The organism is Undibacterium sp. Ji49W, assembly GCF_049340205.1.
Taxonomy (GTDB): domain Bacteria; phylum Pseudomonadota; class Gammaproteobacteria; order Burkholderiales; family Burkholderiaceae_D; genus Undibacterium.
In genome coordinates this window covers 240,379-264,234 of the sequence record NZ_JBMPOW010000007.1, presented here as the reverse complement: position 1 = coordinate 264,234, position 23,856 = coordinate 240,379, and the positions used below count along the sequence as shown (strand labels likewise).

Here is a 23,856-nt window from a genome sequence, read left to right as displayed (position 1 = left end):
TGGAAAAAGCAATAGGAACAATCGGTATCGTCAGCGCCTGTGGCCTGATTGAAAAGGGGACGCAGCTTTCTGCGTCTGATTTTCACGAAATATCCCCGTCCGTATCACTTCACTTATTCTGGCCGGTATCCGGGCTGACAAATATCACCATCTGACCTTCCCATGCACATTGCACAGTGGTATTGGAAAATGGCTGGCTACAAATCTGAATGTGAAAAAACAAGCATTCAGTCTTTGCAGCAACTTGTACACCGTTGCGGGGGCAGCACACGTTTGTCTGGCATAGCCAGGCGTCGTGTTTCCCGTTTAACCGCAGATATGAATATATCCACGAGCACCAAAACCCCGCCATTCTATAGACAGATAGGGGTAGCCGCAAGTTAAGGGACAGTAAACACTGAGGCAGATCAGTTTATTAACTTATTGAAAACAAAGCAGATTTGCCTTGCCAATGTTGCCCGACAGTACAATTTCAGGTCAGATGCGCGGTTTTGGATATCCACGCGACAACAAGTTGCGCATGCAATTCAGACATTTCTGATAACAGCATGCCAACGTTATAACTATCACCGCTAAGAATGGCATGCCTGACCGTGCCCTTGCAACTGACCTTGTAGAGCTCGGCTTCTTGCACGATACCGGGGATTTCTATCATCATGGGATAACTGCGCAGGGGAACCAGGTTTTCAGGCGACTGCAAGAGCACCCCTTCTGCCGATATATTGATCACTTTGGTGAATATCAACCTGCCATCCGGCATTTTGATACCAGAGCGCCAGGTTACTGTGACACGGGGTGATTTTCTGAGTTCTATCATGCGATGGCCATACACTGCGGGCTTTACTGTCAGTCTTGCGTAAATACTATCTGCATTATTTATGAAATACCAGTATTTCTATATATTCACCAAAAGCAAGGCTGCGGTTTTGCGCGCAAACCAGTTGCGCCAGTTCATCTGCTGCCATGCCATCCTGCCAGGTCAGCAGCATGCGCATAATGCCCGCATGGGCAACCACCAGGGCTTCTGGCAATTGCATCTGGCGTACATCTGTCAGCCAGGCAATCACCCTTTGCGCCACATCCAGCGCCGATTCACCACCGCCAGGGCAATATGTTGCCGGGGCTGCTGCCCATGCATCAATCTCTGCCCTGGGAACGGCATCCCAGGCGCATAGTTCCCATGCACCAAAGTGCATTTCCATCAAACGCGGGTCAAGTTGCGGCTGATCATGCAGTGCCTGTGCCAGCAAGGCACAGCGCTGCAAGGGGCTGGAAAATACAGGGATACCGGCAGACAGTTTCTGGCGCATCTCTATCGCCAGCATCTGGTAATCTGCGGCCAGCACAGGCACATCGGCCTGCCCATAGCACAGACCATCGGCAATCTGTGGTTTAGTATGGCGCAGCAAATGCAGGCGCATGTTCATTGCACCTGAAAAGCCAGCAAACCCAGATAAATGCCTACCTCTGCCACCTGCTGCGTGGCCCCCAGGCAGTCACCAGTAAAACCATTGATACGACGCTGGAACATGCGTGCCATGCGCCAGGTCAGCAAGCACATCAAGACCAGCGCCATCAGGATTGAAGCTGGCGGAAAAGGAAAGAAGTGCAGCAGCAAGGCCGACGGCAGCAATACTGACAGGCATGCGATCAAAAATTCACCAGTATGCATATCTTGCGCCAGTGGCTTGGCCTTGCCTTCATGCCGCGCATAGTGCATGCGCCAGATCAGGCTGCATGATGCCAGACGTGACAAGGGGTGAGCGATAAAAAGGATGGGCACAATCAGCGCTGGCGGCAGGCTGATCAGCAATGTCAGCTTCAGCGCCAGCATCAGCAGGATGCCGATGGCACCGTAGGCACCGACGCGAGAATCCTTCATGATGTCCAGCACCCGTTCTGGCGTCATGCCACCGCCAAAACCATCGCAGACATCAGCAAAGCCATCTTCATGGAAAGCGCCGGTCAACAAGATACCGGCAATGGTGGACAGCAACACCGCCACCGCATGTGGCCATAGCTCGGCGGCACCGGCATACACGCCAGCACATACCGCACCGACCACCCAGCCAGTTGCCGGAAAATAACGTGAAGACTGGCGCAGCCAGTCAGCCTCAAACCCCACCCACGCAGGAATGGGAATACGGGTAAAAAATTGCAGGGCAATAAAGAATAAGCGTAGTTGATGCAAGCCAGCTCCTGCAATATAGATTTGTTTAGTCGCTGCTTTTTTCGCTCACCTGGGCGGAGGAAAAAGTCGCCATCTGGTTCAGGAAATTCACCGCAGCCTGCAACATGGGGTACACCAGTGCCGCACCCGTGCCCTCACCCAGACGCAAATCCAGTTGCAGTACAGGCTTGACCTTTAATGCCTGCAACATGCGTGCATGGCCGCTTTCATCTGACTGATGTGAAAACACACAATAATCAAGTATGGCTGGCTGCATTCTGGCGGCTACCAGCAAGGCACTGGTAACGATAAAACCATCGATCAGCAAGACCATGCGACGCTCTGCCGCCGCCAGCATGGCACCAACCATAGTGGCGATTTCAAAACCGCCAAAGGTGGCCAGCACATCTGCTGGCTGGATCACATCAGCATGCAAGACTACAGCCGCTTCAATCACAGCCTGCTTGTGACGTATACCTTCGCTGGATAAACCTGTACCTGCGCCTACACAATCAACGACAGCGATGCCGGTCAGCTTGTGCATGATTGCCGCAGCTGCCGTGGTATTACCTATGCCCATCTCGCCAAAACCCAGTACATTGCCAGACAAACTCGCCACCAGTTCAGCACCATTTCGCATGGCGGCCTGACATTGGGCTGCACTCATTGCCGGTTCTTTGGCAAAGTTGCGTGTGCCTGCTGCCACCTTCATGCTGAGCAGTTTTTCACGTGGACCAAAATCATGATTCACACCAGCATCCACCACATGCAGGGCAATGCCGTTCTGACGTGCAAAGACATTGATGGCGGCGCCATTGGCCAGAAAATTTTCTACCATCTGCCAGGTCACATCCTGGGGGAAAGCCGAAATACCTTCTGCCACCACGCCATGGTCACCGGAAAATACGACGATGGCCGGGTCACGTAATTGCGGCTGAGCGGTTTGCTGTATCAAACCTATTTGCGCGGCCAGTTGTTCCAGACGGCCCAGACTTCCAAGAGGTTTGGTCTTGTTATTGATGGCAGCAGCCAGTTCAGCTTCCAGCGCCGCATTGGCAGTTGCAATGATGTGGGTGGTTGTCATGGAGGGTATCAATAGTAAAAGCGGTCCATCAGGATCACGGCCCAGGTTGCCACCGCAATCAAAAAGGTCAGCAACACGGCGGCGCTGCCAAAGTCCTTGGCATTTTTTGACAGGGTATGACGTTCGAGCGAGACGCGGTCAACCACCGCCTCAATCGCCGAATTGATCAGCTCCACCACCAGGATCAATACCAGCACGGCGATCATCATCAGCTTTTCAAAAGCGGACACTGGCAAGATCAGGGCGATCACGACACCGATGACGACCAGCACCAGTTCCTGACGGAAAGCATGTTCGTTTTTCCAGGCGGAACGAAAACCGTCTATAGAGTAAAAGAAAGCCGAAAAAATCCGGCGCAGGCCACTCTTGCTTTTAAATTCACTGACAGCTTGTTCTTTTTCAGACATTTTTCTTCCTTAAACCTTAATCCAGGCCTGGCAGATATCAGCCAGGCCGTCCGAGCTTCGCTCAGGTGGCGAATTTTACAGGACTATAAGTTGGGGACAAGCAGATTTACTTGTTCTACATTAAATTGACGCGAACAAAACCCTGTGGAAGTTGACTTTTTGGCGACGAAGCAGTGACGCCAATTTCACATTGTGGTATAACGTAGTTATTGCAGCGCACCAACCATAATATGAAAAACGACTCTACCAGCTCAGATAAAACCTCGATTCAGGTCATAGAGCGCATGGTATCCCTGCTGGATGCCCTGTCGCGCTACCAGGATCCGGTCAGTCTGAAGGAGTTGGCTATAGTAACCGGCTTGCATCCTTCGACTGCGCATCGCATCCTCAATGACATGGTCATCACCCGCTTTGTTGACCGCGCTGATACGGGCTATTACCGCCTTGGCATGCGGCTGCTGGAGCTGGGCAATATTGTCAAAAGCCGTCTTAACGTACGCGAAGCAGCGCTGGAATTCATGCGCGCCCTGCACCGTCAGACCAACCAGACCATCAACCTGTCGGTACGCCAGGGTGATGAAATCGTCTATATAGACCGGGCATTTTCTGAACGTTCGGGCATGCAGGTGGTACGTGCAATCGGTGGCCGTGCGCCGCTGCACCTGACATCCACCGGCAAGTTATTCCTGTCGCTGGATGAACCCAAGGCCATTCGCGCCTATGCCACACGCACCGGTCTGGCAGGACACAATAAAAATTCGATTACCGACCTCAACAAGCTGGAAAAAGAACTGGCCGCCGTCCGTGAAACTGGCTACGCCAGGGATAATGAAGAGCTGGAACTGGGTGTGCGTTGCATGGCAGCCGGCATCCATGATGACAGCGGCAAGATGATCGCCGGCCTATCCATTTCCGCCCCTGCCGACCGCCTGCAAGAAGAATGGCTGAGCAACCTGACCGATACCGCCAGGCAAATTTCATTGACCCTGGGTTATACCGAGGGCAGGTAAGGTAAGGTAAGGTAAGGTAAGGTAAGGTAAGGTAAGGTAAGGTAAGGTAAGGTAAGGTAAGGTAAGCTGACACGGCCAGCAGCCAGCTTCAGGCTTTGCCTGCGATGCTGGCCTTAGTGATATTTGACGACACTGAGTGGCTTCGGCCATCGCCTTAGCCATCGTCTTAGCCTTATCTTTAACCCGTATATTCAATAAAATCAAAGCCATTCTGTATCACGCCAATGACCTTGAGCTTGTTTTCCTGTCCTTCGGTAAAACTGGCCAGCGTACCGGCAAAACTGATTTTATTGGTGCTCAATTCACCTTTCCAGTAGTCGTAACCGGCCTGATCAGGCAAACGCCCCAAAATATTCTTGTACAAGGTGGTCAGGAAGGTATCGACCGAGGGATTGACACCATACAGGGCCTGAAATTCTTTCGATTGCATAAAGCCTGCCGCCACCGTCGTCAGGCTGGAACCCTTGTCCATGTCCTTGATCCAGTAACCAAGACCCGCCAGATCGGGGGTACGGCCAAAAGCCGCCTGATAAATACGGTAGGCCTGACCAGCTATACCGTCAATATCGAGTGCGACCGACAGATCTGAAAATTTCAGTCGTTCCATATTGCTGAGTGTATCCACACCTTGTGAATTCGGCTTGGATACATTAAAGCCACTGTTGTTGCTGGCAACCGTGTAAGTTGATCTCAGACCTGCATATTGTGCGGTATCCAGCCCTGCCCCGCCATTGATTACATCATCACCGCCACCACCATTGATGAGATTATTGGCCGCGTTGCCGGTCAGCTTGTCACTAAAGGCGGTACCGATAATATTTTCTATCGTTGCGTCAAAGGCGATGGATATATTATTGATGGCTGCATCACCACTGGCAATGCGCCCTATTGAATTCAAAGATCCCGGTGTCAGATTGATAGTTGCAGCCACAGTTGCCTTCGACACGTCTATGGTATCAATACCGCCCGTGTCGTTGATGATCTTGAGCGTGCGGCCATCGACATCGCTATAGGCATAGGTATCATCGCCGGTGTGATAAGCCCTGCTTCCATACAGATACTTCAACGCCAGCATATCGTAGGTCCCGAAAAACTCGCCTTGCTGGTTTTGCGCGATCGCGTTGTAGGACATGATGGAAATCCAGCTACTGTCCTCAGACGTGGCCAGATAGTTGCCCGCTTCGGTACTGGGTGGCTCACCCGCATTGTAGTTACCGGGATGATTAAGGCCTATCGCATGCCCTATTTCGTGTATCAGTATCTTGTAGGCTTCGCTACCTCTTTCATAGCTCACATTCATGTACGTCGTTGACATGAACAGATCGCCACTACCAGCAGAAAATGCCGTGCCATCCGCCGTCGGCACAGGAAGCTTGGCATAACCGGCACTTTTGTCCTGAATATTATTTGCCAGCCGTATGCCGGATTGAATATCGGTATCAGCCACTTCCTTGAAGGTCACATTCAAGACCTGGGCAATGTCTGCAAAGATCGCCCTGGCAGCGGCCATCTGTTCCGTAGTAAAGGCTTTGAAACCATTTTTGTCTGAGTCGGAAGCTGTCGAGATTGGAGACTTGATAAAACTATAGCTGATTTCTACAGGCGTCCCTAAAGCCTTGCCTGCATTCCAGCGATAATTGACGTCATCAAGCAGCACATCTATTCTGTAATCACCTGAGAACGGTTTGGCGATGATGGTTTTTTCCGGCATGATCCAACTCCTTCTTATAAGAAATACTGCTCGAAAACCACTGAAAAAAATTGAAGCGAAGCAACAACCTAAAACAGCAAAGAGAGAGAAAGAGTCGGATAGAGAGTCACATAAAATAGTGTACGCTACAGCACATTCAGACTTGTCGCTAATTCGATACAAACTAGCAATCAATCGTTAATCAATCGTTAATCAATCGTTAAAAAATGATACGGAATCAGCACTGCGTAAGTCAGCTTGCGCAGGCTATTTCACAATTCAAAACGAGAAGTTTCGCTGCTGCCCCCATTGGTGATGCCAATTGGTGATGCCAATTGGGAAGGCTTGTGATTGAGGTTTGTTGATCGCCTCTCCGTTACCAGTTGAAGGGCGCGATTTCCTGCATCACCTGGAAGTTATTTGACGGACAGAAATCGGATGGAAAAGTGAGTAATACTCTGACATCGCAAGAGAAGCCATAAAAAAACCGGTACATGTCATCTGTACCGGTTTTTTTACAAGACGTTCAATTAGAACTCATTTCATAAATAGGGATGAGTGCGAGCAAGGCGATTCGGGATGCAGTGCAAGGCGTCGTCGCGCAGCTAAGGCTGGCGCCTTAGCAAGCGGCGCAACGTAGCAATGCGCCCGAATCGTCAGCTCCCGAAGGGTTTGCCTCATAACGCGTGCTGGACTGCGTTGGACTCGTTGTCAATAGACTCGCTATTGACTGCCTCGTCCGCCTTGCCAGCCCACGTTATGAGGCAAACGCATCTCACCCCTATTTATGAAATGAGTTCTATTTATAAGCACCGCAGCCCACAAAATAGTCATCCACTTTTTCAAAGTAACTGGACTTGGTTTCCAGGGCTTTGGTGACCGGGTTTGGCCATTGATAGTCAATCCAGCCATCATTTTTGGTTTTAAGAGCGGCGATCATGTCACGGATGATGGGCTTGCCTTCGACTTTCAGATCCAGCAGATTCTTGCCTATCATTTTGGGATTGGCGCCGTGTGACAGGCTCATGCCGTTCATGTCATAGACAAACAGGTACAGATCGCGATCATGAAATTCCTTGTTGGAGGTATCGTTGAAATCAGCAAAGGCTTTTTCACGGCCATTTTTCTTGATGTAGGCTATACCCTTTTTAACCAGGGCCTGCGCCTGTGCAGTCGAACCACGCTCTTCCCGCGCCGAGGCAGGGGCAGACATGACGAAACCCATCACAGCGATAAAAATCAGCTTGCTCATCCATTTCATGGCATATCTCCTTCAGGTGTGGACCGGCTCGAATACCCAGCATGTAATTTTCAATGCAAGACCAATATTTCATGTCTGAATCAACTTAGTCCAGCATTAGTCGCTGTGCAGCGCAACAATTGTGGCGGAATGGACCATCTAGCCCTGCCTGTACCTGGCTAAGGCTATTTGACGGTCAGTTGATTCATGACGCCCTGCACGTCATCCAGGCTACGTACCAGTTTTTCGAGCTCACTGGCCTGCCCGGCAGTACGGACGCAACCCTTGAGCCAGACAAAGCGGCGCTGGCCTTCCACCCAGATACTGGTTTCAGCAAAACGACCATCGGCCTCTATGGCGCGTTTGACCCTGGGAATGATTTCCTTGTCGTACAGATAGGAATTTGGCAGGCGACACTGACCCGACTGATAACAGCTGGTACCACGCTCGATGCGACCATGCGCTTCTGCCCTCGCTTGCGCCTCGGTCAGCATGGGGCCTTCAGGGACAGGACATTCGCTGATGCCCTGGGTCACCCTGAGAAAAGGATCATTGAAATAATTGGTCCTGACTTCATCACCAAGCGCGCAAATGGGCAATGACATGGAGACGGAGGCGGCAAAGGCAAGCCGCAGTATATTTATACTCCTAGGCATAAGCAAAAACATGCAAAGATCTCCCGCAAGATCAATATCCGTTTCGCATATTAACCAATTTACACAGACTTTGTCAGATTGAAAACAAGCCTGTGCCGGTGTCGCCTAAATATGAACCCAGCCTGAGCATAAATTGATCCATGCGTTCACCTTAAAACAGTGTCCGGCGAAAAGCATCTTTGAAATCATGCGATGAATCAGGCAATGATATCCGTCACTGCAATCTGCCCTGCACCGATCAGCTTGACGATAACGTCATTGGTTTCCACGCTGTTGGCAACCTTGCTCATGTGTTCGTAGAAATAAGTGCCCGCCGCCTGGCCACTGACAACTGTGATCAGAAATGCCTGGCCCGGAGTCGCGGTCAGGGCATTGCCCGCTGCCGCAGCGCCGCTGGCGATCTTGGCTGCCAAACCGGCCACGTCTGAAGAAGCAATGCTCAACTTGTCGAGGGAAGTTGCCTGCACGCCGGTTTTAAATTTATCTGAGCCTGTGATATTGAAATTACTGATCACATTACCGCCGGTCAGAAAATAGTACATGGAAGCACCAGAAATATTCAATATATCGCTGCCACCTCCTGTCGAAGCCAGCTTCACCGTTGCGGCAGAGCCCAAAGATAATTCGAGGTTAAATGAACCCGTTTTACCTTCAGGTTCAATGATCTGTATTTGTTTTGAGTAACTTAACAACCATAGCTTGGCATCTGTCGAATTGACATTCACCCGCACGACGGCATCCTGATTGAAGGTATCGACATTAACAGTGCCAGTACCATTCAGGTTGATGATGACTGGTGCGACACCCCGAAGTCCGTGATACATTACATTATTCGTACCTGTTGTCGTCAAGGTCAGCGAGCCGGTAATACCATCGTTGACGACGGAACTTGCAGTGCTGGAAATACCCATGCCCGAGAGAGAAAATGCACCCGATCCGGATAAATACAGCAAGCCCGACATGCTGCTGGCATCTACCTTGGTCGGAACGCTGCTGTTGATATAGTGCGATCTGTCGTTATTGTCTTTGACACTCAATGAGCCAGAGTTACTAAAAAAATTGATATTGGAGGCAACGCTATCTTCAATGATCGTGTTAGACATGCCTTCCAGCGTCAGGGTGCCAGATAATTGATTTTTGAATCTGACCTCTTGCGTAGTACCCGAGTTAATGCCGAAAGTAATTTTATTGTATGCACCTTTGTCAGTGGTAATCGAAATCGGCTTTGACGGCGTGAAGTACAGTTCGTTATTTCTGTGCAGAATGAGGCCAGTGAAGTTAGCCATAAGGGTGCTGCTCAGGTCAAAAGTTCCGCTATCAAGAACCTCCAGCACATGTTCGTTATAAATCGTGTTGCTGAAACTAAACCTGGCATCAGTCAGATTGGCCAGACTGGTCTTGACGGTGGCACTGGCAAATTCAGATGTCTGTGTCACGCTCTGACCAGCCCCTCCCAGGGTCACGCTGGACGTGCCGCTAACATTGTTGAGGTTGACGTTTTGTCGCGTCAGATTACCCAAGACTATCGTATCACCACCATCTGCCTTGTTGGCATTGATGGTGGTAAAACTGTTCAAGAAATTGGCACCTGCATTGCTGGTATTGGCACCGGCCTGCAAATTCAGGGTTTGTACGCCCGTGACCGTACTCGTCGTATGCGACACGGGCGAAAAATACGTATTCACATTCAAGGCCACTGCGCCGCCATTGCCTGTGAGTTTGGTATTGGCTACCAGCAGGCTGGCATCATCAGCACTGAAAATAAAGTTACCGCTTCTGCCGGGATTGACTTGCCCCGCCGCGACAGCCAGCATATTGCCGTTCACGGATGTATCCGGTAAGCCGGCAAGCATTTTGGCGGTGATAAAACCAAGGCTGTCGAGTGCCGCTTTTTGGGTGCTACCATCTACCACCGTAGCCAGCCATGATTTGGCCAGGCCCTGGGCTACGCCAGCTTGGCTATACACGGATGCGGCAGCATGGTTGGCAGACAGATTCGAGGTAAAACTGGCGCTGGCTGCATTTTTTGCACGTACTGCGTCGAGGTCTGGCCCAGTCGCGCCACTCAAAATTGCGATGGCTGCGGCCCCTACCCCTACCTGTCCGGATTTGATCTGATTGCTCCAGTAGCTTAGTCCGGCAGCATCAGCCTTGTGATTGAACAGATTGGTATACAGCGCATTGATGGTTTGTTCTACCGTAAAACCGGCAAAGGCACTGGCATATTCTTTTTGTTCAGAAAAGCTTTGTGCGATCTGGACCAGACTCATGGTCGATGATTTCCAGTAAGCCAACCCATCTTTGTCTGCCGGACGATTGAAATAAGCGATGTAGAGATTCTGGATATCGGCTTCGTTAGCCATAAGATCAACCTTGCTGCGGTGTGGGTAAATGCGGCATGCGTATGCCAAAAGAGCCAGCATCATCCCAAAAATTGCAACAAATGTAAACTTTGTCTTAACATCGATTGCGGCTGGTGGCTGGTGGCTGGTGGCTGGTGGCTGGTGGCTGGTGGCTGGTGGCTGGTGGCTGGTAATGCCGCAGATCTGACATCATGCGGCATCGTGCAACATCATGGCTGTATCTGGTTTTGACTTTATCAAAAGACATGAGGCATACTGGTCAGCGACCTGTATGCCTCAAGGGATTGAATTCAATAACAGGCGCCGACCAGGCGTCAGATTTTCGCGCCAAAACGGTCAAATCGTGGCGAATAATACTGGTCGCCATTCAGCGAATACATCAGGCGCTTGACTTGCCCGGTAATCAGCTCACGTTTGACCAGACCGATGTAGCGGGAATCGTGGCTATTGTCGCGATTATCCCCAAGCATCATATACTCGCCCTCAGGGACTTTGACGGGAGCAAAAGTCCGCAGTGCTTCACGCTCTGGCATGACAATCATTTGATGTTGCAGACTGCCTAACTGTTCTTTGTAGACCAGTTGCTGGCCTTTGTATTCACGTTTTGGTGTCAGATGGTCGTCACTGCGTGGTTCCTGAGCTTCATAGCTGGCGGCAACACCGTTAATGAACAGTTTTTCTTCACGCATTTCCACCACATCGCCAGGCACGGCAACCAGACGCTTGATCAGGCGCACACCATCTACCGGCGAAGTGAAAGTGACAACATCACCACGCTGCGGGTCCGCCACATGCTTGAGGACGACATCGGTAAATGGCAATTTGACGTCATAGGCCAGACGGTCACAGATGACACGATCCCCTTCCAGCAGTGTCGGGTACATGGAACTGGTCGGCACCATGTAATAATCGGCCAGTGCACTACGCACAAAGACCATGCCCAGCATAAGTACGATGAAACCTTTATTGTCGGCAATTAATTTTTTAAGCTGCACGGCTATCTCCTCTATAAAAAATCAAGCATGCCAGAGATAGACAAAAAAATACCCCGAAAGTTCGGGGTATTTTTTAGCGGCATAAAAAACTTGCTTTTGAATTTGCTTTGAATTTACTTTTTAAGCAAATTATTTTGCATTCATCAGCGCAACAGTGGTGTCCAGCATACGGTTGGAGAAACCCCATTCATTGTCATACCAGCTCGATACCTTGACCAGACGACCAGATACTTTTGTCAGTGTTTCATCATAGGTACTGGACGCAGGATTGTGGTTGAAGTCAACCGATACCAGCGGTGCCGTGTTGTAATCCAGGATACCTTTCAGGGCGCCTTCGGATGCAGTTTTCAGAACCTGATTGATTTCTGCCACTGTCGTATCACGGGCAGCAACGAAAGTCAGATCAACCACGGATACATTGATGGTTGGTACGCGCATGGCGTAACCGTCGAGCTTGCCATTCAGTTCTGGCAATACCAGGCCAACGGCAGCAGCTGCGCCGGTTTTGGTCGGGATCATGCTCATGGTGGCTGAACGGGCGCGGCGCAAGTCTTCATGCATCACATCTGTCAGTACCTGGTCATTGGTATAGGCGTGGATCGTTGTCATCAAACCGTTGACGATACCGATGGCATCATTCAAAGGCTTGGCCAACGGCGCCAGACAGTTGGTTGTGCAGGATGCGTTGGAGATCACTGTGTCAGTGGATTTCAACACACTATGGTTGACGCCGTAGACGATGGTTGCGTCCACATCTTTGCCGCCAGGTGCAGAGATGATGACTTTTTTCGCACCACCAGCCAGATGGGCAGACGCTTTTTCTTTTGTTGTGAAGAAGCCTGTGCATTCCAGCACGACGTCAACATTCAATTCACCCCAAGGGATATTGGCTGGATTGCGTTCTGCAAATACCTTGATCTTGTCGCCATTGACGATCATGGTGTCGCCTTCGACCGTGACTGTGCCTGGGAACTTGCCGTGGGCTGTGTCGTAACGGGTCAGGTGGGCATTGGATTCTGCATTGCCGAGGTCATTGATCGCAACGATCTGGATCTCATTCTTGAACTTGCCACCTTCGTAATGAGCGCGAAGGATGTTGCGGCCGATACGGCCATAGCCGTTGATTGCGACGCGAATCGTCATGGTTTTATCTCCAAAGGACTAAACAACAATAAATACAAATAAAAATCTGAGCACTTACAGCTTAAGACCTCTCAACACAGAGACACAGAGGAAAAACATGAGAAAGCCAAATGGAGGATCAAACCACTCGGGCATAAATATCTCGTTCTCTCTTGCCTTTCTCTGTGTCTCCGTGTCTCTGTGGTGAGTTTTTCGGTCTTCAAAATACGTCTAATGCAAAGACAAAGGAGTACGCATGGCATTCACCGATGCCATCAGCACCGACAAATCGCGCCAGCCGTAACTCACTTCCATCAAATCCATGCCATCCCAGCTGAATGCTTGTTCGATCAACAGGACGCCACCCAATTCCTCGTAGAAATTGCGGGCGATGGAATTGCCGGATATGGCCCACACCAGCAAACTCTCTGCACCTTGTGCCTGCAAGGTACGTGCTACTTTCTGTACCATGCGACGGCCTATGCCAGAACGCTGCCAGGCTGGCCGCAGATACACTGCGGTCAGTTCAGCCTGCATGCCCAGCTTGGGTTCAGGCAGCATCATACCGGATGCGAAACCGATAATATGGCCTTCGCTTTCAGCCACATAGACGCAAATACGGTCTTGCGCTTGCGACATCGCTTGCAGTATCTGACGCCACTTCAGCATGCTGTCTTCTACGCGCATTTCATCCAGATAACTGTCCGGTATCATGCCACGATAGGTAGCCTGCCAGCTTTCCACACGCACAGCAGCAATCGCCTCTGCATCGTCTACAGTAGCACGACGCAGGCTGACCTCTTTGATGCTGCTCACAGTAATGTCTGTCAATTCTGTCTTCCAGCTTAAACTAAAGTCGCTTTTACTTTGGCAACAACGTTATCAACAGTGAAGCCAAAGTATTTGAACAGGACGCTTGCTGGTGCCGATTCACCGAAAGTATCGATACCGACAACCGCGCCTTCCAGACCGACATATTTATACCAGAAGTCGGTGACACCGGCTTCGATGGCTATACGTGGCAAGCCCTTGCCCAATACCGCTGCTTTGTATGCTGCATCCTGGCGATCAAATACGTCCGTACAAGGTATGGACACCACGCGCACTGCAATACCTTGCTGTGCCAGTTCAGCCGCAGATTTGACAGCCAGTTCAATTTCAGAACCAGTCGCAATCAATACTGCTTTTGCATCAGCCACATCTTGCAAAACATAACCACCGCGCTGTATATCAGCAATTTGCTGGGAAGTACGTTCTTGATACGGCAGGTTTTGGCGTGAAAAAATCAGCGTCGATGGGCCATCATTACGTTTTACCGCATGTGCCCATGCCGCTGCTGATTCCACCGTGTCACATGGACGCCAGTTATCCAGATTAGGGATCAGGCGCATGCTGGACACATGTTCGACGGATTGATGCGTAGGGCCATCTTCACCCAGTCCGATAGAGTCATGCGTGAACACAAACAGGGTACGGATTTTCATCAGCGCTGCCATGCGGATGGCATTGCGGCTGTAATCAGAGAACGTCAGGAAGGTCGCGCCAAACGGGATATAACCACCATGCAGGGCGATACCATTCATCATCGCGCTCATGCCGAATTCACGCACGCCATAGTTGATATGGTTACCAGCCTGGTTGCCACGCACGGCAACGCATTCTTTCCAGTTGGTCAGGTTGGAACCTGTCAGATCGGCAGAACCGCCGAGGAATTCTGGCAGCGATGGCGCAAATGCCTGGATCGCATTTTGACTGGCCTTGCGGGTCGCGATGTTTTCTTTTTTCTCTACGCAGGATGCAATCGCATTCGCCACCACTTCGTCGAAGTTGGCTGGCAAGTCACCATTCATGCGGCGTGTCAGTTCAGCCGCTTTTTGCGGGAACAGGGCAGTGTAGGCTGCAAATTGTGCATTCCATTCCGCTTCGGCTTTGGCGCCATCAGCTTTGGCATCCCAGGCTTCATAGACGTCAGCTGGTACTTCAAATGGTGGGTATTCCCAGCCGATGTTGGCACGGACTGCGGCGATTTCCTTGTCACCCAGGGCAGCACCGTGCACGTTGTGCGTGCCTTCCATATTTGGCGAGCCCTTGCCGATGACGGTTTTGCAGCAGATCAGGGTAGGCTTGTCAGATTTTTTAGCAGCAGTAATGGCATTGAATACGGCTTCAGCATTGTGACCATCAATCGCCGGGATCACATTCCAGCCATAGGCTTCAAAGCGTTTTGGGGTATTGTCTGTGAACCAGCCTTCGACATGACCGTCGATGGAGATACCATTGTCATCCCAGAAGGCGATCAGTTTATTCAGTTGCAGCGTGCCCGCCAGTGAACAGGCTTCATGCGAAATGCCTTCCATCAGGCAACCGTCGCCCATGAAAGCATAGGTGTAATGGTCAACCACTTTCAGGTCACCCTGATTGAACTCGGCAGCCAGCAGTTTTTCAGCCAGCGCCATACCAACGGCATTGGTAATGCCCTGCCCCAATGGGCCAGTGGTGGTTTCCACGCCTGGTGTCACGTGTACTTCAGGGTGACCGGCAGTTTTGGAATGCAATTGACGGAAATTTTTGATTTCATCCATAGACAGGTCATAGCCTGTCAGGTGCAGCAGCGAATAATGCAACATCGAACCGTGGCCATTTGACAACACAAAGCGATCGCGGTTAATCCATTTTGGATTGGTCGGATTGTGGCGATAATGGCCTTTCCACAAAGCAACGGCGATATCGGCCATGCCCATAGGCGCGCCCGGGTGACCGGAATTGGCTTTTTGTACCGCATCCATGGACAAGGCACGAATTGCATTGGCCATCTTGGTAAGTGTTGCTGGCTGAAGAGATGAAATCATGGTGTCAGAAGTTTGTCTTGAGAAAACTGGTCAGTGAAGCAAGCGGCTGAGGAGGAATAATTCCATCCCTGCGAAACCCGATATTTTACCAGAGCATGGGGTCCATACTACAATTGCGACGCTTCAGAAGCGCAAACAGGCTGTTTTAGACTGTAAAATCACTGGGTTTATCTATAAAGCTTACGCATGTCATCAAAAAAACGTCATTTCTCCCTCGACGATCTTGCCCGGCAATTTCCCCACGAGGTGTTCATCCGTGGTATCAGTTATGCAACAGAAAACAAGGTCAGAGGCTGGAGTTTTGATAATGATTTCGTAGAAAGCGAAGTCCAGGGCAGCGGCCGTAATATCTATACGCAAGAGATAGAACTGGTGTTTGAAAATGAAACACTGGAAGCCGTCAATGGCGCCTGCAGTTGCCCGGTTGATTACAATTGCAAGCATGTAGCAGCCGTTTTACTGAATATTCTTGATCACCAGAACAAGGCCAGCCCACCACCCGACCATGCAGCCAGCAATGGCACGGCGCTTGGTTTCACCGAACAGAAATGGCTGCGCGAACTGGAATTTGCCCGGCATGACAGCCCTGCCCTGAGCACTGAGAGCGAATCCGGCAACGAAGAAACAGACGATGGCATGCTGATTTTCAGCCTGTCCACCGTGGCGGGCAGCAAGGAAGTAAGACTGATACCCGGCAAGGCAAAGCAGAATGCCAAAGGCGAGCTTAAATACACCAAGCTGTCGCTGGCCGTGCGCGACATGATGAAATCAGCCCATTTTCTGCGAGAAGCAGATTACGAATTGCTGGCGCTATTCAATATGTGCACGATGAATTCGTTTTATTACTCGCACTATTCCCCCAAAGGCAGGATGGGTGCGGTCTTGCTCGAACGCGTCGCCAAAGCCGGCAAACTGTATTGGCTGAATACAGAAAAAAAACAAAGCCAGTTATCCAGACTGGCTTACCATCCTTTGCAACAGGCCCATCTGGCCTGGCAGGAAGACAAGGACTACCTGCGGCTGCGCTGGCAACTCGATGGCACCGGTGCAGAGACATCGGTCTCTGCCGATTCAACACCTGGCCCTTACATATTACCCACCGAACCACCGTGGCTGATCGGCCAAAACAGTTGCGGCGAGCTGCATGTGGCCGCTACCGGCAAGTTTCCCCTGCCTGCGTTGATCAATCTGGTGCAGGAAGCCCCCTTGCTGGCTGTTACCCGCACGGAAACCCGGCTGGCCATGGCAAATCGTCTGCTGGACATGGGCTTGCAACACCTGATTCCCCTGCCTGCCGAACTGGATGCACAGGTGCGTGCCGATGTCCGTATGCGCCCGGTACTTGAATTGAATGCCCTGACCACAGCCGACCTGTGTACTGATTACGCCGTCCTGCGCTTTGCCTATGACAATGTAATGGCAGAAGCCGATCAGGCAGGCGATAGCCTGCTGCGTCGCGGCCAGCACGGGCTGGAAAACATACTCAGGGATCAGCCTGCCGAACAGGCCGCAACGCAAACCCTGAAGGATATGGGGTTTCAACTGCAAGTGGTACCCGGGCATGAAACAGACCTGTTGCAATGTCTGCCAGACCAGAACGCCTGGCTGCATTTTGCGACCAAAGACCTGCCCGGCCTGATCAGCCAGGGCTGGGATATACGCCAGCAAGATGACTATCGCTACAACCTGCAGGAAGTCGAAGACTGGTATGCAGAAGTGGATGAAGATACCCAGCAATCGGTCTGGTTTGAGTTGGAACTGGGCATCGTCGTCAACCAGACCAAAATTTCATTACTACCGCTGCTGGTCAGCCTGATACGCCAGGCACCGCAAGACTTTAGCCTGCAACAAGTCAACCAGCGCGCCGATGATGAACAAGTCTTACTGGCCCTGCCTGACAATACCCGCGTCGCCCTGCCCTATGCGCGCATCAAGCCTATCCTGCTGATCCTGGGCGAGCTGTATTTCAATGAACATCAAGGCGACAAACTGCGGCTACCCATGCTGGACGCGGCACGCCTGGCAGAACTATCGGCCACCACCCATTTGCGCTGGATAGGTGGCGAACGCCAGCAAAGCTTTGGCCAACGCCTGGCGACCTTTGGTGGCATCAATACCATCACCCCGCCCGCAGGCTTGCGCGCCAGCCTGCGCGATTACCAAAAAGAAGGCGTGGCATGGATGCAGTTTTTACGCGAATACCAACTGGCTGGCATACTGGCTGACGACATGGGCCTGGGCAAGACCATACAAACCCTGACCCATATCCTGATAGAAAAAGAAGCCGGTCGTTTAAGCCAGCCAGCATTGGTGGTTGCCCCTACCAGTCTGATGGATAACTGGGCCAGCGAAGCACAACGCTTTGCCCCCGATTTGCGGGTACTGGTCTTGCAGGGCAAAGACCGCAGCAAACTGTTTGAACAAATACCGCGGGTGGACCTGGTACTGACTACCTATGCCCTGCTGCCGCGCGATGAAGAAGCATTGCGTGCACATCGCTATCATTTGCTGATACTCGACGAAGCGCAGTACATCAAAAATGCCCAGGCCAAGGCCAGCCAGACTGCCAGCCTGCTGCAAGCGAATCACCGCCTGTGCCTGACCGGTACGCCCTTGCAAAATCATCTGGGGGAACTGTGGTCGCAATTTAATTTCCTGATGCCGGGCCTGCTGGGAGATATCAAGTCATTTACCAAAGACTTCCAGCATCCCATAGAAAAACTCGGTGACAGCCAGCGCCACGCCCTGCTGACACGTCGCATCAAACCGTTTTTACTGCGTCGTACCAAGGACAAGGTGGCGACGGAACTGCCAGCCAAGACCGAAGTCTTGCGCCACATAGAACTCAGCGGTGCGCAACGTGATCTGTATGAAACCGTGCGCCTGGCGATGGATGAAAAAGTCCGTGAAGAAATCGCCAAGAAAGGTGTGGCACGCAGCCAGATTGTCATCCTTGATGCGCTGCTGAAACTGCGCCAGGTATGCTGTGATCCACGACTGGTCAAGATTACTGGTGCCAAGGCTACCAATGCTACCAACGCAACTAAATCTGCAAAAAATAGCAAAGACAAAATGCCGCCTTCAGCCAAGCTGGAAGAATTGCTGATCATGATCGATGAGCTGTTGGCCGAAGGTCGCAAGATTCTGGTATTTTCACAGTTCACCAGCATGCTGGCCCTGATCGCCGAAGCACTGACTGAAAAGCAGTTGCGCTTTGCCATCCTGACCGGTGATACAGAACACCGTGGCGAAGTGGTACGCCGCTTCCAGGAAGGTGATATCCCCCTGTTTTTGATCAGCCTGAAAGCTGGTGGCGTGGGCCTGAACCTGACAGCAGCCGACACCGTCATCCACTATGACCCATGGTGGAACCCGGCAGCAGAAAACCAGGCTACCGACCGCGCCTGGCGCATAGGGCAAGACAAGCCCGTATTTGTCTATCGCCTGATCGCCAAGGGCACGCTGGAAGAAAAAATCCAGGAAATGCAGATTAAAAAATCCGACCTGGCCCGTGCCATACTGGACCAGGGCGAAATCGCCAGCGTGCAACTGACGGCAGAAGACTTGCAGGGCATTTTTGAACCACTGAATTAAAGAAAGACTTATGGAAGGCTTACACCTGACCGCCGACTGTTTCAATTGTGAAGCAGCGCCAGAATATTTCGTCAGCCCGGAAAGCCTGCGTCTGTGCCTGAGTGACATCACCATCGCTGCCGGTCTCACCATAGTCGGTGAAAAATTTCACCCCTTCACGCATGAAGATGGCAGCCCGGCCGGCGTCACCGGTGCCCTGCTGCTGGCAGAATCGCATGTCGCCATCCATACCTGGCCAGAACGTCATGCAGTGACGCTGGATGTATATGTCTGCAACTTCAACCATGACAATGACAGCAAGGCCAGGCAAATAGTTGATGCGCTGATTGCCGTGTTCAAGCCACGCACGGTATCGCGGCAGGAACTGCAACGCGGCGAGCTTGCCTCTGACCCGACCACTGGCCTGGCCACTGGCCTTACATTTGAAGCCCTGAGCGACCACAGCTTTGCTGCTACCCGCATCAACCAGGTATTAGCACGACACACCAGTGCCATGCAAGATATAGAGATCGCCGACACCAGCGATTTTGGCAAAGTCATGCGACTAGATGGTGCCATGATGACCTCGGAAAAAGACGAATTCTTTTATCATGAATGCCTGGTCCACCCCGCCGCAATTGCTCACCCGGAACCACGCACCGCCCTGATCATAGGCGGTGGTGATGGCGGTTCCTGCGAAGAATTACTCAAGCACCCCAGCATCACCAGCATCACCCTGTGTGAAATTGATGCCGATGTGGTGACCATGGCGCGCCAGCACCTCGGCAATATCCATCGTGGTGCCCTGGATGATTCAAAAATACAACACCGCCATGAAGACGGCTTTGCCTATGTAGGTTCATGCAGCGATGTCTACGACCTGATTTTGCTGGATCTGACCGACCCCGTCAGCCCCACCGGCAATTCACTTGCGGCCACCTGCATGACGGAAGAATTTTTCCAGATTTGCGCCCGACGCCTGACGACAGAAGGCATGCTGGTGCTGCACCTGGGCAGCCCGTTTTATCATCCCGAGCGCTTCAGCACTACACTGGCCAAACTGCAAACAGCGTTTGCCCAGATCCATCCTTACACGGTATTCATCCCCTTGTATGGTGCCCTGTGGGGTATGGCAATTGCCAGCAAACAGCTCAATCCCCAGACGATTCCCGCGTCAACGGTAAATCAGCGCATCAAACACCGTGGCTTGCCGTTGCTAAAGTATTACAATGCAGATGTGCATCAGGCATTATTTGCTTTACCCAATTATGTGAAAGACCTGATGCCGGCCACCTGAACCAGGAGAAACCGTGAGTGCCGGAAAAAACAAACAACATGGCAAACGCAGGGCAAGCCGTACCCTGCCGCTAATGCTAGTGACCAGTGCTGCACTGACTGCGTGTAGCAGCAGTGACAGTGACAGCAACCAGGAACTGACCGCCATACGCGATCAATACAAGAGCCTGGAAGACTGCCGTAAGGACTGGGGCGATGGCCCCGCATGTGAATCAGTCGCTACCAGCAATCTGAATACGGATGCAAATCTGAACAACACAGGTACAGGTACGGGCAATGGCTACACCGGCTCTTCCTACACGGGCACCGGCGGACATTACAGTGGTTACAACATGCATTACTTTGGTCCGCACTACAGTCCGGGCAACCGTGAAACTGCGCAAAGAAGTTTTGGCTTTCAGGGTGGCAGCAGCGACCATGCTGTCAGCCGCAGCACCAGTGTCAGCCGTGGCAGCGTCAGCCGCGGTGGTTTTGGCAGTACGTCACACGGTTCTTCCGGGGGCGGTTAATGATACGTACCTCACTCACGCCACGCGCGGGCTGGCAGCAGCAATTTGAATCCCTGGGCTTTAGCTACCATTCCATCGATGGTCTGTATTGGGACGAGCGTTATGCCTACTGCTTTAGCGCAGAACAGATCGACGTACTGGAGCAAGCCAGCCTCGATCTGCACCAGATGTCGCTACAAGCGGTGGACCACGTCATCAAAAATGGCATGCAGGAAAAATTTGCCATCCCCAGCGCATTCTGGTCGCAAGTGGAAGACAGTTGGCGCAGCAAAGAATTTTCGCTGTATGGCCGCTTTGATCTCAGTTGGAATGGCAGCGGCGCACCCAAGATGCTCGAATACAATGCCGACACCCCGACCGGCCTGGTGGAATCCAGTGTCGCACAATGGTACTGGCTGCAAGACGTGCATCCGGATGCAGATCAGTTCAATTCTCTGCATGAAAAACTGATAGAACAGTGGAAAAAATTCCCCAACAAGGGCATGCTGCATTTCGCCTGTGCAGGTAGTAACGAAGAAGATGAAGGCAATCTTTCTTACTTGCGCGACACCGCCATACAGGCAGGTTTTGCCACCAAACAATGCGCCATAGAAAGCCTGGGCTGGGATGAAGAAGAAGGCGTATTCGTCGATGATGCCGACAGCCGGATAGACAATCTGTTCAAACTTTACCCCTGGGAATGGCTGTGTCGCGAAGATTTCGCCAACCATTTGCTGAAGCGCCCGATGCGCATCATAGAACCTGCATGGAAAATGGTATTGTCCAACAAGGCCATACTGCCGATACTGTGGGAACTGTTTCCGAATCACCCCAACCTGCTGCCCGCGTCGTTTGATGCCTGGCGCATCAGTGGCAATCATGTGAAAAAACCGCTGTATTCACGCGAGGGTGAAAACATTTCCATCTATGCCGATGGTCAGGTACTGCATACTGACGGTGACTATGGCGCCGAAGGGTATATCTATCAGGCGTATGCACCCCAGCCCAGGTTTGATGACGGCATCACACCGGCATATACCTCCATCGGTGCCTGGATAGTCGGCGACGAACCGGCTGGCATAGGCATACGCGAAGATGAAACCCTGATCACCAAGAACACCAGCCGTTTCATTCCCCATTATTTTGTAGAATAGGATGCCCTATGAGTGAACAATTAGTAGCACACGGACTGATCGCCTTCTTCAGCCATATCGCCGCCGCCTTTGTCTTGCTGGCGATCTTTGTGGTGATCTATATCCGCATTACCCCGTATCGCGAGATCGCCCTGATACGTGCTGGCAATGTGGCGGCGGCTGCCAGTCTGTCGGGTGCTGTGCTTGGTTACTGTACGGCGCTGGCATCAGCCATTGCCAACAGTGTCAGCCTGGTGGACATGTGTTTCTGGGGTGTGGTGGCACTGGTCATACAGTTACTGGCATTTGGCGTTGCCCGCCTGCTGATACCCGGCATTGTGTCTGACATACCTGACAATAAAATTGCCTCAGGCGTTTTCCTGGGGGCGTTGAGTCTGGGGTTGGGGATGCTAAACGCAGCCTGCATGACATATTAGAATAAGTTTTAAATTAATCGAGAAAGCAATGCCACGTTTTTATTGTCCGCTGCCCTTGAGTATAGGTGCCAGCATTGCCCTGCCGGATGAAGTTGCACATCATGTGTTTGTGCTGCGCCAAAGTGTCGGTGACAACATCCATATTTTCAATGGCGAAGGTGGCTGCCATGTCGCTACCCTGACCGAAGTCGGCAAGAAAAATGTGACCGCAGATGTCAAAGTATTTTTGCCGGAAGAATGTGAGCTGCCCTATTCATTGAACCTGGTGCAGGCGCTGCCAGAAGCATCAAAAATGGACTGGATCATAGAAAAGGCCATGGAGCTGGGCGTCAGCGCCATACAGCCATTGGCGGCGCAACGTTGCGTCGTCAAGCTGTCGGCAGAACGTGCCGAGAAAAAACAGGCACACTGGCAAGGTATTATCGTTGCCGCTGCCGAACAGTGTGGCCGCAACCGCCTCGCCCATCTGGCACCGGTGATGAACTACACCCAGTGGCTGGGCCAGCAAGACATGCATCAGAGGATATTACTGACGCCACGCGCTGACCAGTCACTGGCCGACTGGTCACGCCACCACCCGGCACAAGCCGTGAGCCTGATGGTGGGACCAGAAGGCGGTTACACGGATGAAGAAGAAAATCTTGCCATCAAACATGGTGTGCTGGCCCTGTCCATGGGCCCACGCATCTTGCGCACCGAGACAGCAGGCCTGGCCGCCATTGCCATATTGAATGCCGCCTGGGGCGGAATGTAATTCAGACATTGCAATCGCAGTAAAACAATGTCAAATTTCATATAAAGTTCACAATTACTGTACGCTAGGCGACATACACTCTGCCATATGTATAGTTGTACACATCAACTTCATCTGAAAGGATAATCATGGGACTTCTTGATAGCGCATTAGGCATGCTGGGTGGCATGAACCAAGGTAACAACGGCAGTACTGACTCTAAATCCATGCTGATCCAGGCGGCAATGGGCATGCTGAGCAGCAATCAGTCCGGCGGCGGTTTGCAGTCGCTGATCAACACCCTCCAACAGGCTGGTCTTGGAGACATCGTGCAATCCTGGATAGGTACAGGGCAAAACCTGCCGATTTCTGCCGCGCAAATTCAGCAAGCCCTGGGTGGCGGACAATTGCAGCAACTGGCTGATTCCGCCGGCATTTCCCACGAAGGCGCAGCCAGTCATCTGGCCGAATTTTTGCCCGGCATCATCGATCACCTGACCCCACATGGCCAGGTACCGGAAGCCGGAAGCATCAATCCGGCAGATGTACTGCAACAGTTTTCATCACTGTTTGGGAAATAAACACCAGCCCTTGTCTGCATTCAAAAAAA

General features: G+C 51.7%; 22 protein-coding genes and 1 riboswitch. Of the genes, 9 read left to right on the top strand and 13 right to left on the bottom strand.

The features are described 5' to 3' along the window. Positions 1-103 precede the first annotated feature (103 nt). Positions 104-357: riboswitch (cobalamin riboswitch) on the bottom strand. A gap of 115 nt (positions 358-472) precedes the next feature. From ACO0LK_RS11150 to ACO0LK_RS11130, 5 genes are read right to left on the bottom strand one after another with little or no spacing between them, the layout of a single operon-like run. Beyond that, positions 473-817 (bottom strand): PilZ domain-containing protein, encoded by a 345-nt coding sequence (locus tag ACO0LK_RS11150; RefSeq protein WP_422974994.1) that lies wholly within the window; start codon positions 815-817, stop codon positions 473-475. Between the two features lie 55 nt (positions 818-872). Beyond that, on the bottom strand, positions 873-1,421 hold the full coding sequence (locus tag ACO0LK_RS11145; RefSeq protein WP_422974992.1) for a histidine phosphatase family protein: 549 nt from the start codon (positions 1,419-1,421) through the stop codon (positions 873-875). 2 nt (positions 1,422-1,423) lie between these two features. Beyond that, positions 1,424-2,191, bottom strand: a complete 768-nt coding sequence (locus ACO0LK_RS11140; RefSeq protein WP_422974990.1) for an adenosylcobinamide-GDP ribazoletransferase — start codon at positions 2,189-2,191, stop codon at positions 1,424-1,426. A 25-nt stretch (positions 2,192-2,216) separates the two neighbouring features. Further along, entirely contained in the window at positions 2,217-3,254 is a 1,038-nt protein-coding gene (gene cobT / locus ACO0LK_RS11135) for a nicotinate-nucleotide--dimethylbenzimidazole phosphoribosyltransferase (protein WP_422974988.1), read from the bottom strand. Between the two features lie 8 nt (positions 3,255-3,262). Continuing rightward, the gene (locus tag ACO0LK_RS11130) at positions 3,263-3,661 is read right to left on the bottom strand and encodes a diacylglycerol kinase (protein ID WP_186948870.1); all 399 of its coding nucleotides are present in this window, start codon (positions 3,659-3,661) and stop codon (positions 3,263-3,265) included. Between the two features lie 230 nt (positions 3,662-3,891). Here ACO0LK_RS11130 and ACO0LK_RS11125 point away from each other — a divergent pair, with 230 nt between their 5' ends. After that, complete coding sequence (locus ACO0LK_RS11125; RefSeq protein ID WP_186948871.1) at positions 3,892-4,671, top strand: IclR family transcriptional regulator; 780 nt, start codon at positions 3,892-3,894, stop codon at positions 4,669-4,671. A 178-nt stretch (positions 4,672-4,849) separates the two neighbouring features. Here the strand turns inward: ACO0LK_RS11125 and ACO0LK_RS11120 are convergent, their stop codons facing one another. From ACO0LK_RS11120 to ACO0LK_RS11105, 4 genes are all read right to left on the bottom strand, one after another. Beyond that, positions 4,850-6,382 (bottom strand): DUF4214 domain-containing protein, encoded by a 1,533-nt coding sequence (locus ACO0LK_RS11120; RefSeq protein ID WP_422974985.1) that lies wholly within the window; start codon positions 6,380-6,382, stop codon positions 4,850-4,852. A gap of 778 nt (positions 6,383-7,160) precedes the next feature. Continuing rightward, positions 7,161-7,622, bottom strand: a complete 462-nt coding sequence (locus tag ACO0LK_RS11115; RefSeq protein ID WP_422974983.1) for a cache domain-containing protein — start codon at positions 7,620-7,622, stop codon at positions 7,161-7,163. Between the two features lie 164 nt (positions 7,623-7,786). Then, positions 7,787-8,206 (bottom strand): BON domain-containing protein, encoded by a 420-nt coding sequence (locus ACO0LK_RS11110; RefSeq protein WP_422974981.1) that lies wholly within the window; start codon positions 8,204-8,206, stop codon positions 7,787-7,789. 248 nt (positions 8,207-8,454) lie between these two features. Continuing rightward, positions 8,455-10,620, bottom strand: coding sequence for a DUF4214 domain-containing protein (locus tag ACO0LK_RS11105; RefSeq protein ID WP_422974979.1), 2,166 nt, complete (start codon positions 10,618-10,620; stop codon positions 8,455-8,457). Between the two features lie 28 nt (positions 10,621-10,648). Here ACO0LK_RS11105 and ACO0LK_RS11100 point away from each other — a divergent pair, with 28 nt between their 5' ends. Then, positions 10,649-10,807, top strand: a complete 159-nt coding sequence (locus ACO0LK_RS11100; protein WP_422974977.1) for a hypothetical protein — start codon at positions 10,649-10,651, stop codon at positions 10,805-10,807. 127 nt (positions 10,808-10,934) lie between these two features. Here the strand turns inward: ACO0LK_RS11100 and lepB are convergent, their stop codons facing one another. From lepB to tkt, 4 genes are all read right to left on the bottom strand, one after another. Next, positions 10,935-11,615, bottom strand: a complete 681-nt coding sequence (gene lepB / locus ACO0LK_RS11095; protein WP_329605203.1) for a signal peptidase I — start codon at positions 11,613-11,615, stop codon at positions 10,935-10,937. A 129-nt stretch (positions 11,616-11,744) separates the two neighbouring features. Further along, a complete protein-coding gene (gene gap / locus ACO0LK_RS11090) occupies positions 11,745-12,758 on the bottom strand; it encodes a type I glyceraldehyde-3-phosphate dehydrogenase (protein WP_422974975.1) in 1,014 nt (337 codons plus the stop codon). Positions 12,759-12,968: 210 nt separating this feature from the next. Further along, positions 12,969-13,568, bottom strand: a complete 600-nt coding sequence (locus ACO0LK_RS11085) for a GNAT family N-acetyltransferase (protein ID WP_422974973.1) — start codon at positions 13,566-13,568, stop codon at positions 12,969-12,971. Positions 13,569-13,582: 14 nt separating this feature from the next. After that, positions 13,583-15,586 carry a transketolase gene (tkt, locus tag ACO0LK_RS11080; RefSeq protein WP_422974971.1) on the bottom strand — a complete coding sequence of 668 codons (2,004 nt, stop codon included), beginning with the start codon at positions 15,584-15,586 and terminating at the stop codon, positions 13,583-13,585. Positions 15,587-15,772: 186 nt separating this feature from the next. On the opposite strand from tkt, the gene ACO0LK_RS11075 reads away from it, so the two are divergent. From ACO0LK_RS11075 to ACO0LK_RS11045, 7 genes are all read left to right on the top strand, one after another. Then, positions 15,773-19,180 carry an SNF2-related protein gene (locus ACO0LK_RS11075; protein WP_422974969.1) on the top strand — a complete coding sequence of 1,136 codons (3,408 nt, stop codon included), beginning with the start codon at positions 15,773-15,775 and terminating at the stop codon, positions 19,178-19,180. Positions 19,181-19,190: 10 nt separating this feature from the next. Beyond that, a complete protein-coding gene (gene speE, locus ACO0LK_RS11070; protein WP_422974967.1) occupies positions 19,191-20,456 on the top strand; it encodes a polyamine aminopropyltransferase in 1,266 nt (421 codons plus the stop codon). Positions 20,457-20,469: 13 nt separating this feature from the next. Then, the gene (locus ACO0LK_RS11065; protein ID WP_422974965.1) at positions 20,470-20,964 is read left to right on the top strand and encodes a hypothetical protein; all 495 of its coding nucleotides are present in this window, start codon (positions 20,470-20,472) and stop codon (positions 20,962-20,964) included. Beyond that, the gene (locus tag ACO0LK_RS11060) at positions 20,964-22,097 is read left to right on the top strand and encodes a glutathionylspermidine synthase family protein (protein ID WP_422974963.1); all 1,134 of its coding nucleotides are present in this window, start codon (positions 20,964-20,966) and stop codon (positions 22,095-22,097) included. The genes ACO0LK_RS11065 and ACO0LK_RS11060 overlap by 1 nt, the downstream gene beginning before the upstream one ends. Positions 22,098-22,105: 8 nt before the next feature. Next, positions 22,106-22,513, top strand: a complete 408-nt coding sequence (locus tag ACO0LK_RS11055) for a DUF350 domain-containing protein (protein WP_422974961.1) — start codon at positions 22,106-22,108, stop codon at positions 22,511-22,513. 28 nt (positions 22,514-22,541) lie between these two features. Next, positions 22,542-23,267 (top strand): 16S rRNA (uracil(1498)-N(3))-methyltransferase, encoded by a 726-nt coding sequence (locus tag ACO0LK_RS11050; protein ID WP_422974959.1) that lies wholly within the window; start codon positions 22,542-22,544, stop codon positions 23,265-23,267. 128 nt (positions 23,268-23,395) lie between these two features. Next, on the top strand, positions 23,396-23,827 hold the full coding sequence (locus ACO0LK_RS11045) for a YidB family protein (RefSeq protein WP_422974957.1): 432 nt from the start codon (positions 23,396-23,398) through the stop codon (positions 23,825-23,827). The last annotated feature ends 29 nt before the right edge of the window (positions 23,828-23,856 follow it).

Bases quoted from the DNA above. Each gene is read 5' to 3' on its own strand.
- ACO0LK_RS11150 (WP_422974994.1), bottom strand. From the start codon at position 817: ATGATAGAACTCAGAAAATCACCCCGTGTCACAGTAACCTGGCGCTCT.
- ACO0LK_RS11145 (WP_422974992.1), bottom strand. From the start codon at position 1,421: ATGCGCCTGCATTTGCTGCGCCATACTAAACCACAGATTGCCGATGGT.
- cobT (WP_422974988.1), bottom strand. From the start codon at position 3,254: ATGACAACCACCCACATCATTGCAACTGCCAATGCGGCGCTGGAAGCT.
- ACO0LK_RS11130 (WP_186948870.1), bottom strand. From the start codon at position 3,661: ATGTCTGAAAAAGAACAAGCTGTCAGTGAATTTAAAAGCAAGAGTGGC.
- ACO0LK_RS11125 (WP_186948871.1), top strand. From the start codon at position 3,892: ATGAAAAACGACTCTACCAGCTCAGATAAAACCTCGATTCAGGTCATA.
- ACO0LK_RS11120 (WP_422974985.1), bottom strand. From the start codon at position 6,382: ATGCCGGAAAAAACCATCATCGCCAAACCGTTCTCAGGTGATTACAGA.
- ACO0LK_RS11115 (WP_422974983.1), bottom strand. From the start codon at position 7,622: ATGAAATGGATGAGCAAGCTGATTTTTATCGCTGTGATGGGTTTCGTC.
- ACO0LK_RS11110 (WP_422974981.1), bottom strand. From the start codon at position 8,206: ATGTCATTGCCCATTTGCGCGCTTGGTGATGAAGTCAGGACCAATTAT.
- ACO0LK_RS11105 (WP_422974979.1), bottom strand. From the start codon at position 10,620: ATGGCTAACGAAGCCGATATCCAGAATCTCTACATCGCTTATTTCAAT.
- ACO0LK_RS11100 (WP_422974977.1), top strand. From the start codon at position 10,649: ATGCGGCATGCGTATGCCAAAAGAGCCAGCATCATCCCAAAAATTGCA.
- gap (WP_422974975.1), bottom strand. From the start codon at position 12,758: ATGACGATTCGCGTCGCAATCAACGGCTATGGCCGTATCGGCCGCAAC.
- tkt (WP_422974971.1), bottom strand. From the start codon at position 15,586: ATGATTTCATCTCTTCAGCCAGCAACACTTACCAAGATGGCCAATGCA.
- ACO0LK_RS11075 (WP_422974969.1), top strand. From the start codon at position 15,773: ATGTCATCAAAAAAACGTCATTTCTCCCTCGACGATCTTGCCCGGCAA.
- speE (WP_422974967.1), top strand. From the start codon at position 19,191: ATGGAAGGCTTACACCTGACCGCCGACTGTTTCAATTGTGAAGCAGCG.
- ACO0LK_RS11060 (WP_422974963.1), top strand. From the start codon at position 20,964: ATGATACGTACCTCACTCACGCCACGCGCGGGCTGGCAGCAGCAATTT.
- ACO0LK_RS11055 (WP_422974961.1), top strand. From the start codon at position 22,106: ATGAGTGAACAATTAGTAGCACACGGACTGATCGCCTTCTTCAGCCAT.
- ACO0LK_RS11050 (WP_422974959.1), top strand. From the start codon at position 22,542: ATGCCACGTTTTTATTGTCCGCTGCCCTTGAGTATAGGTGCCAGCATT.
- ACO0LK_RS11045 (WP_422974957.1), top strand. From the start codon at position 23,396: ATGGGACTTCTTGATAGCGCATTAGGCATGCTGGGTGGCATGAACCAA.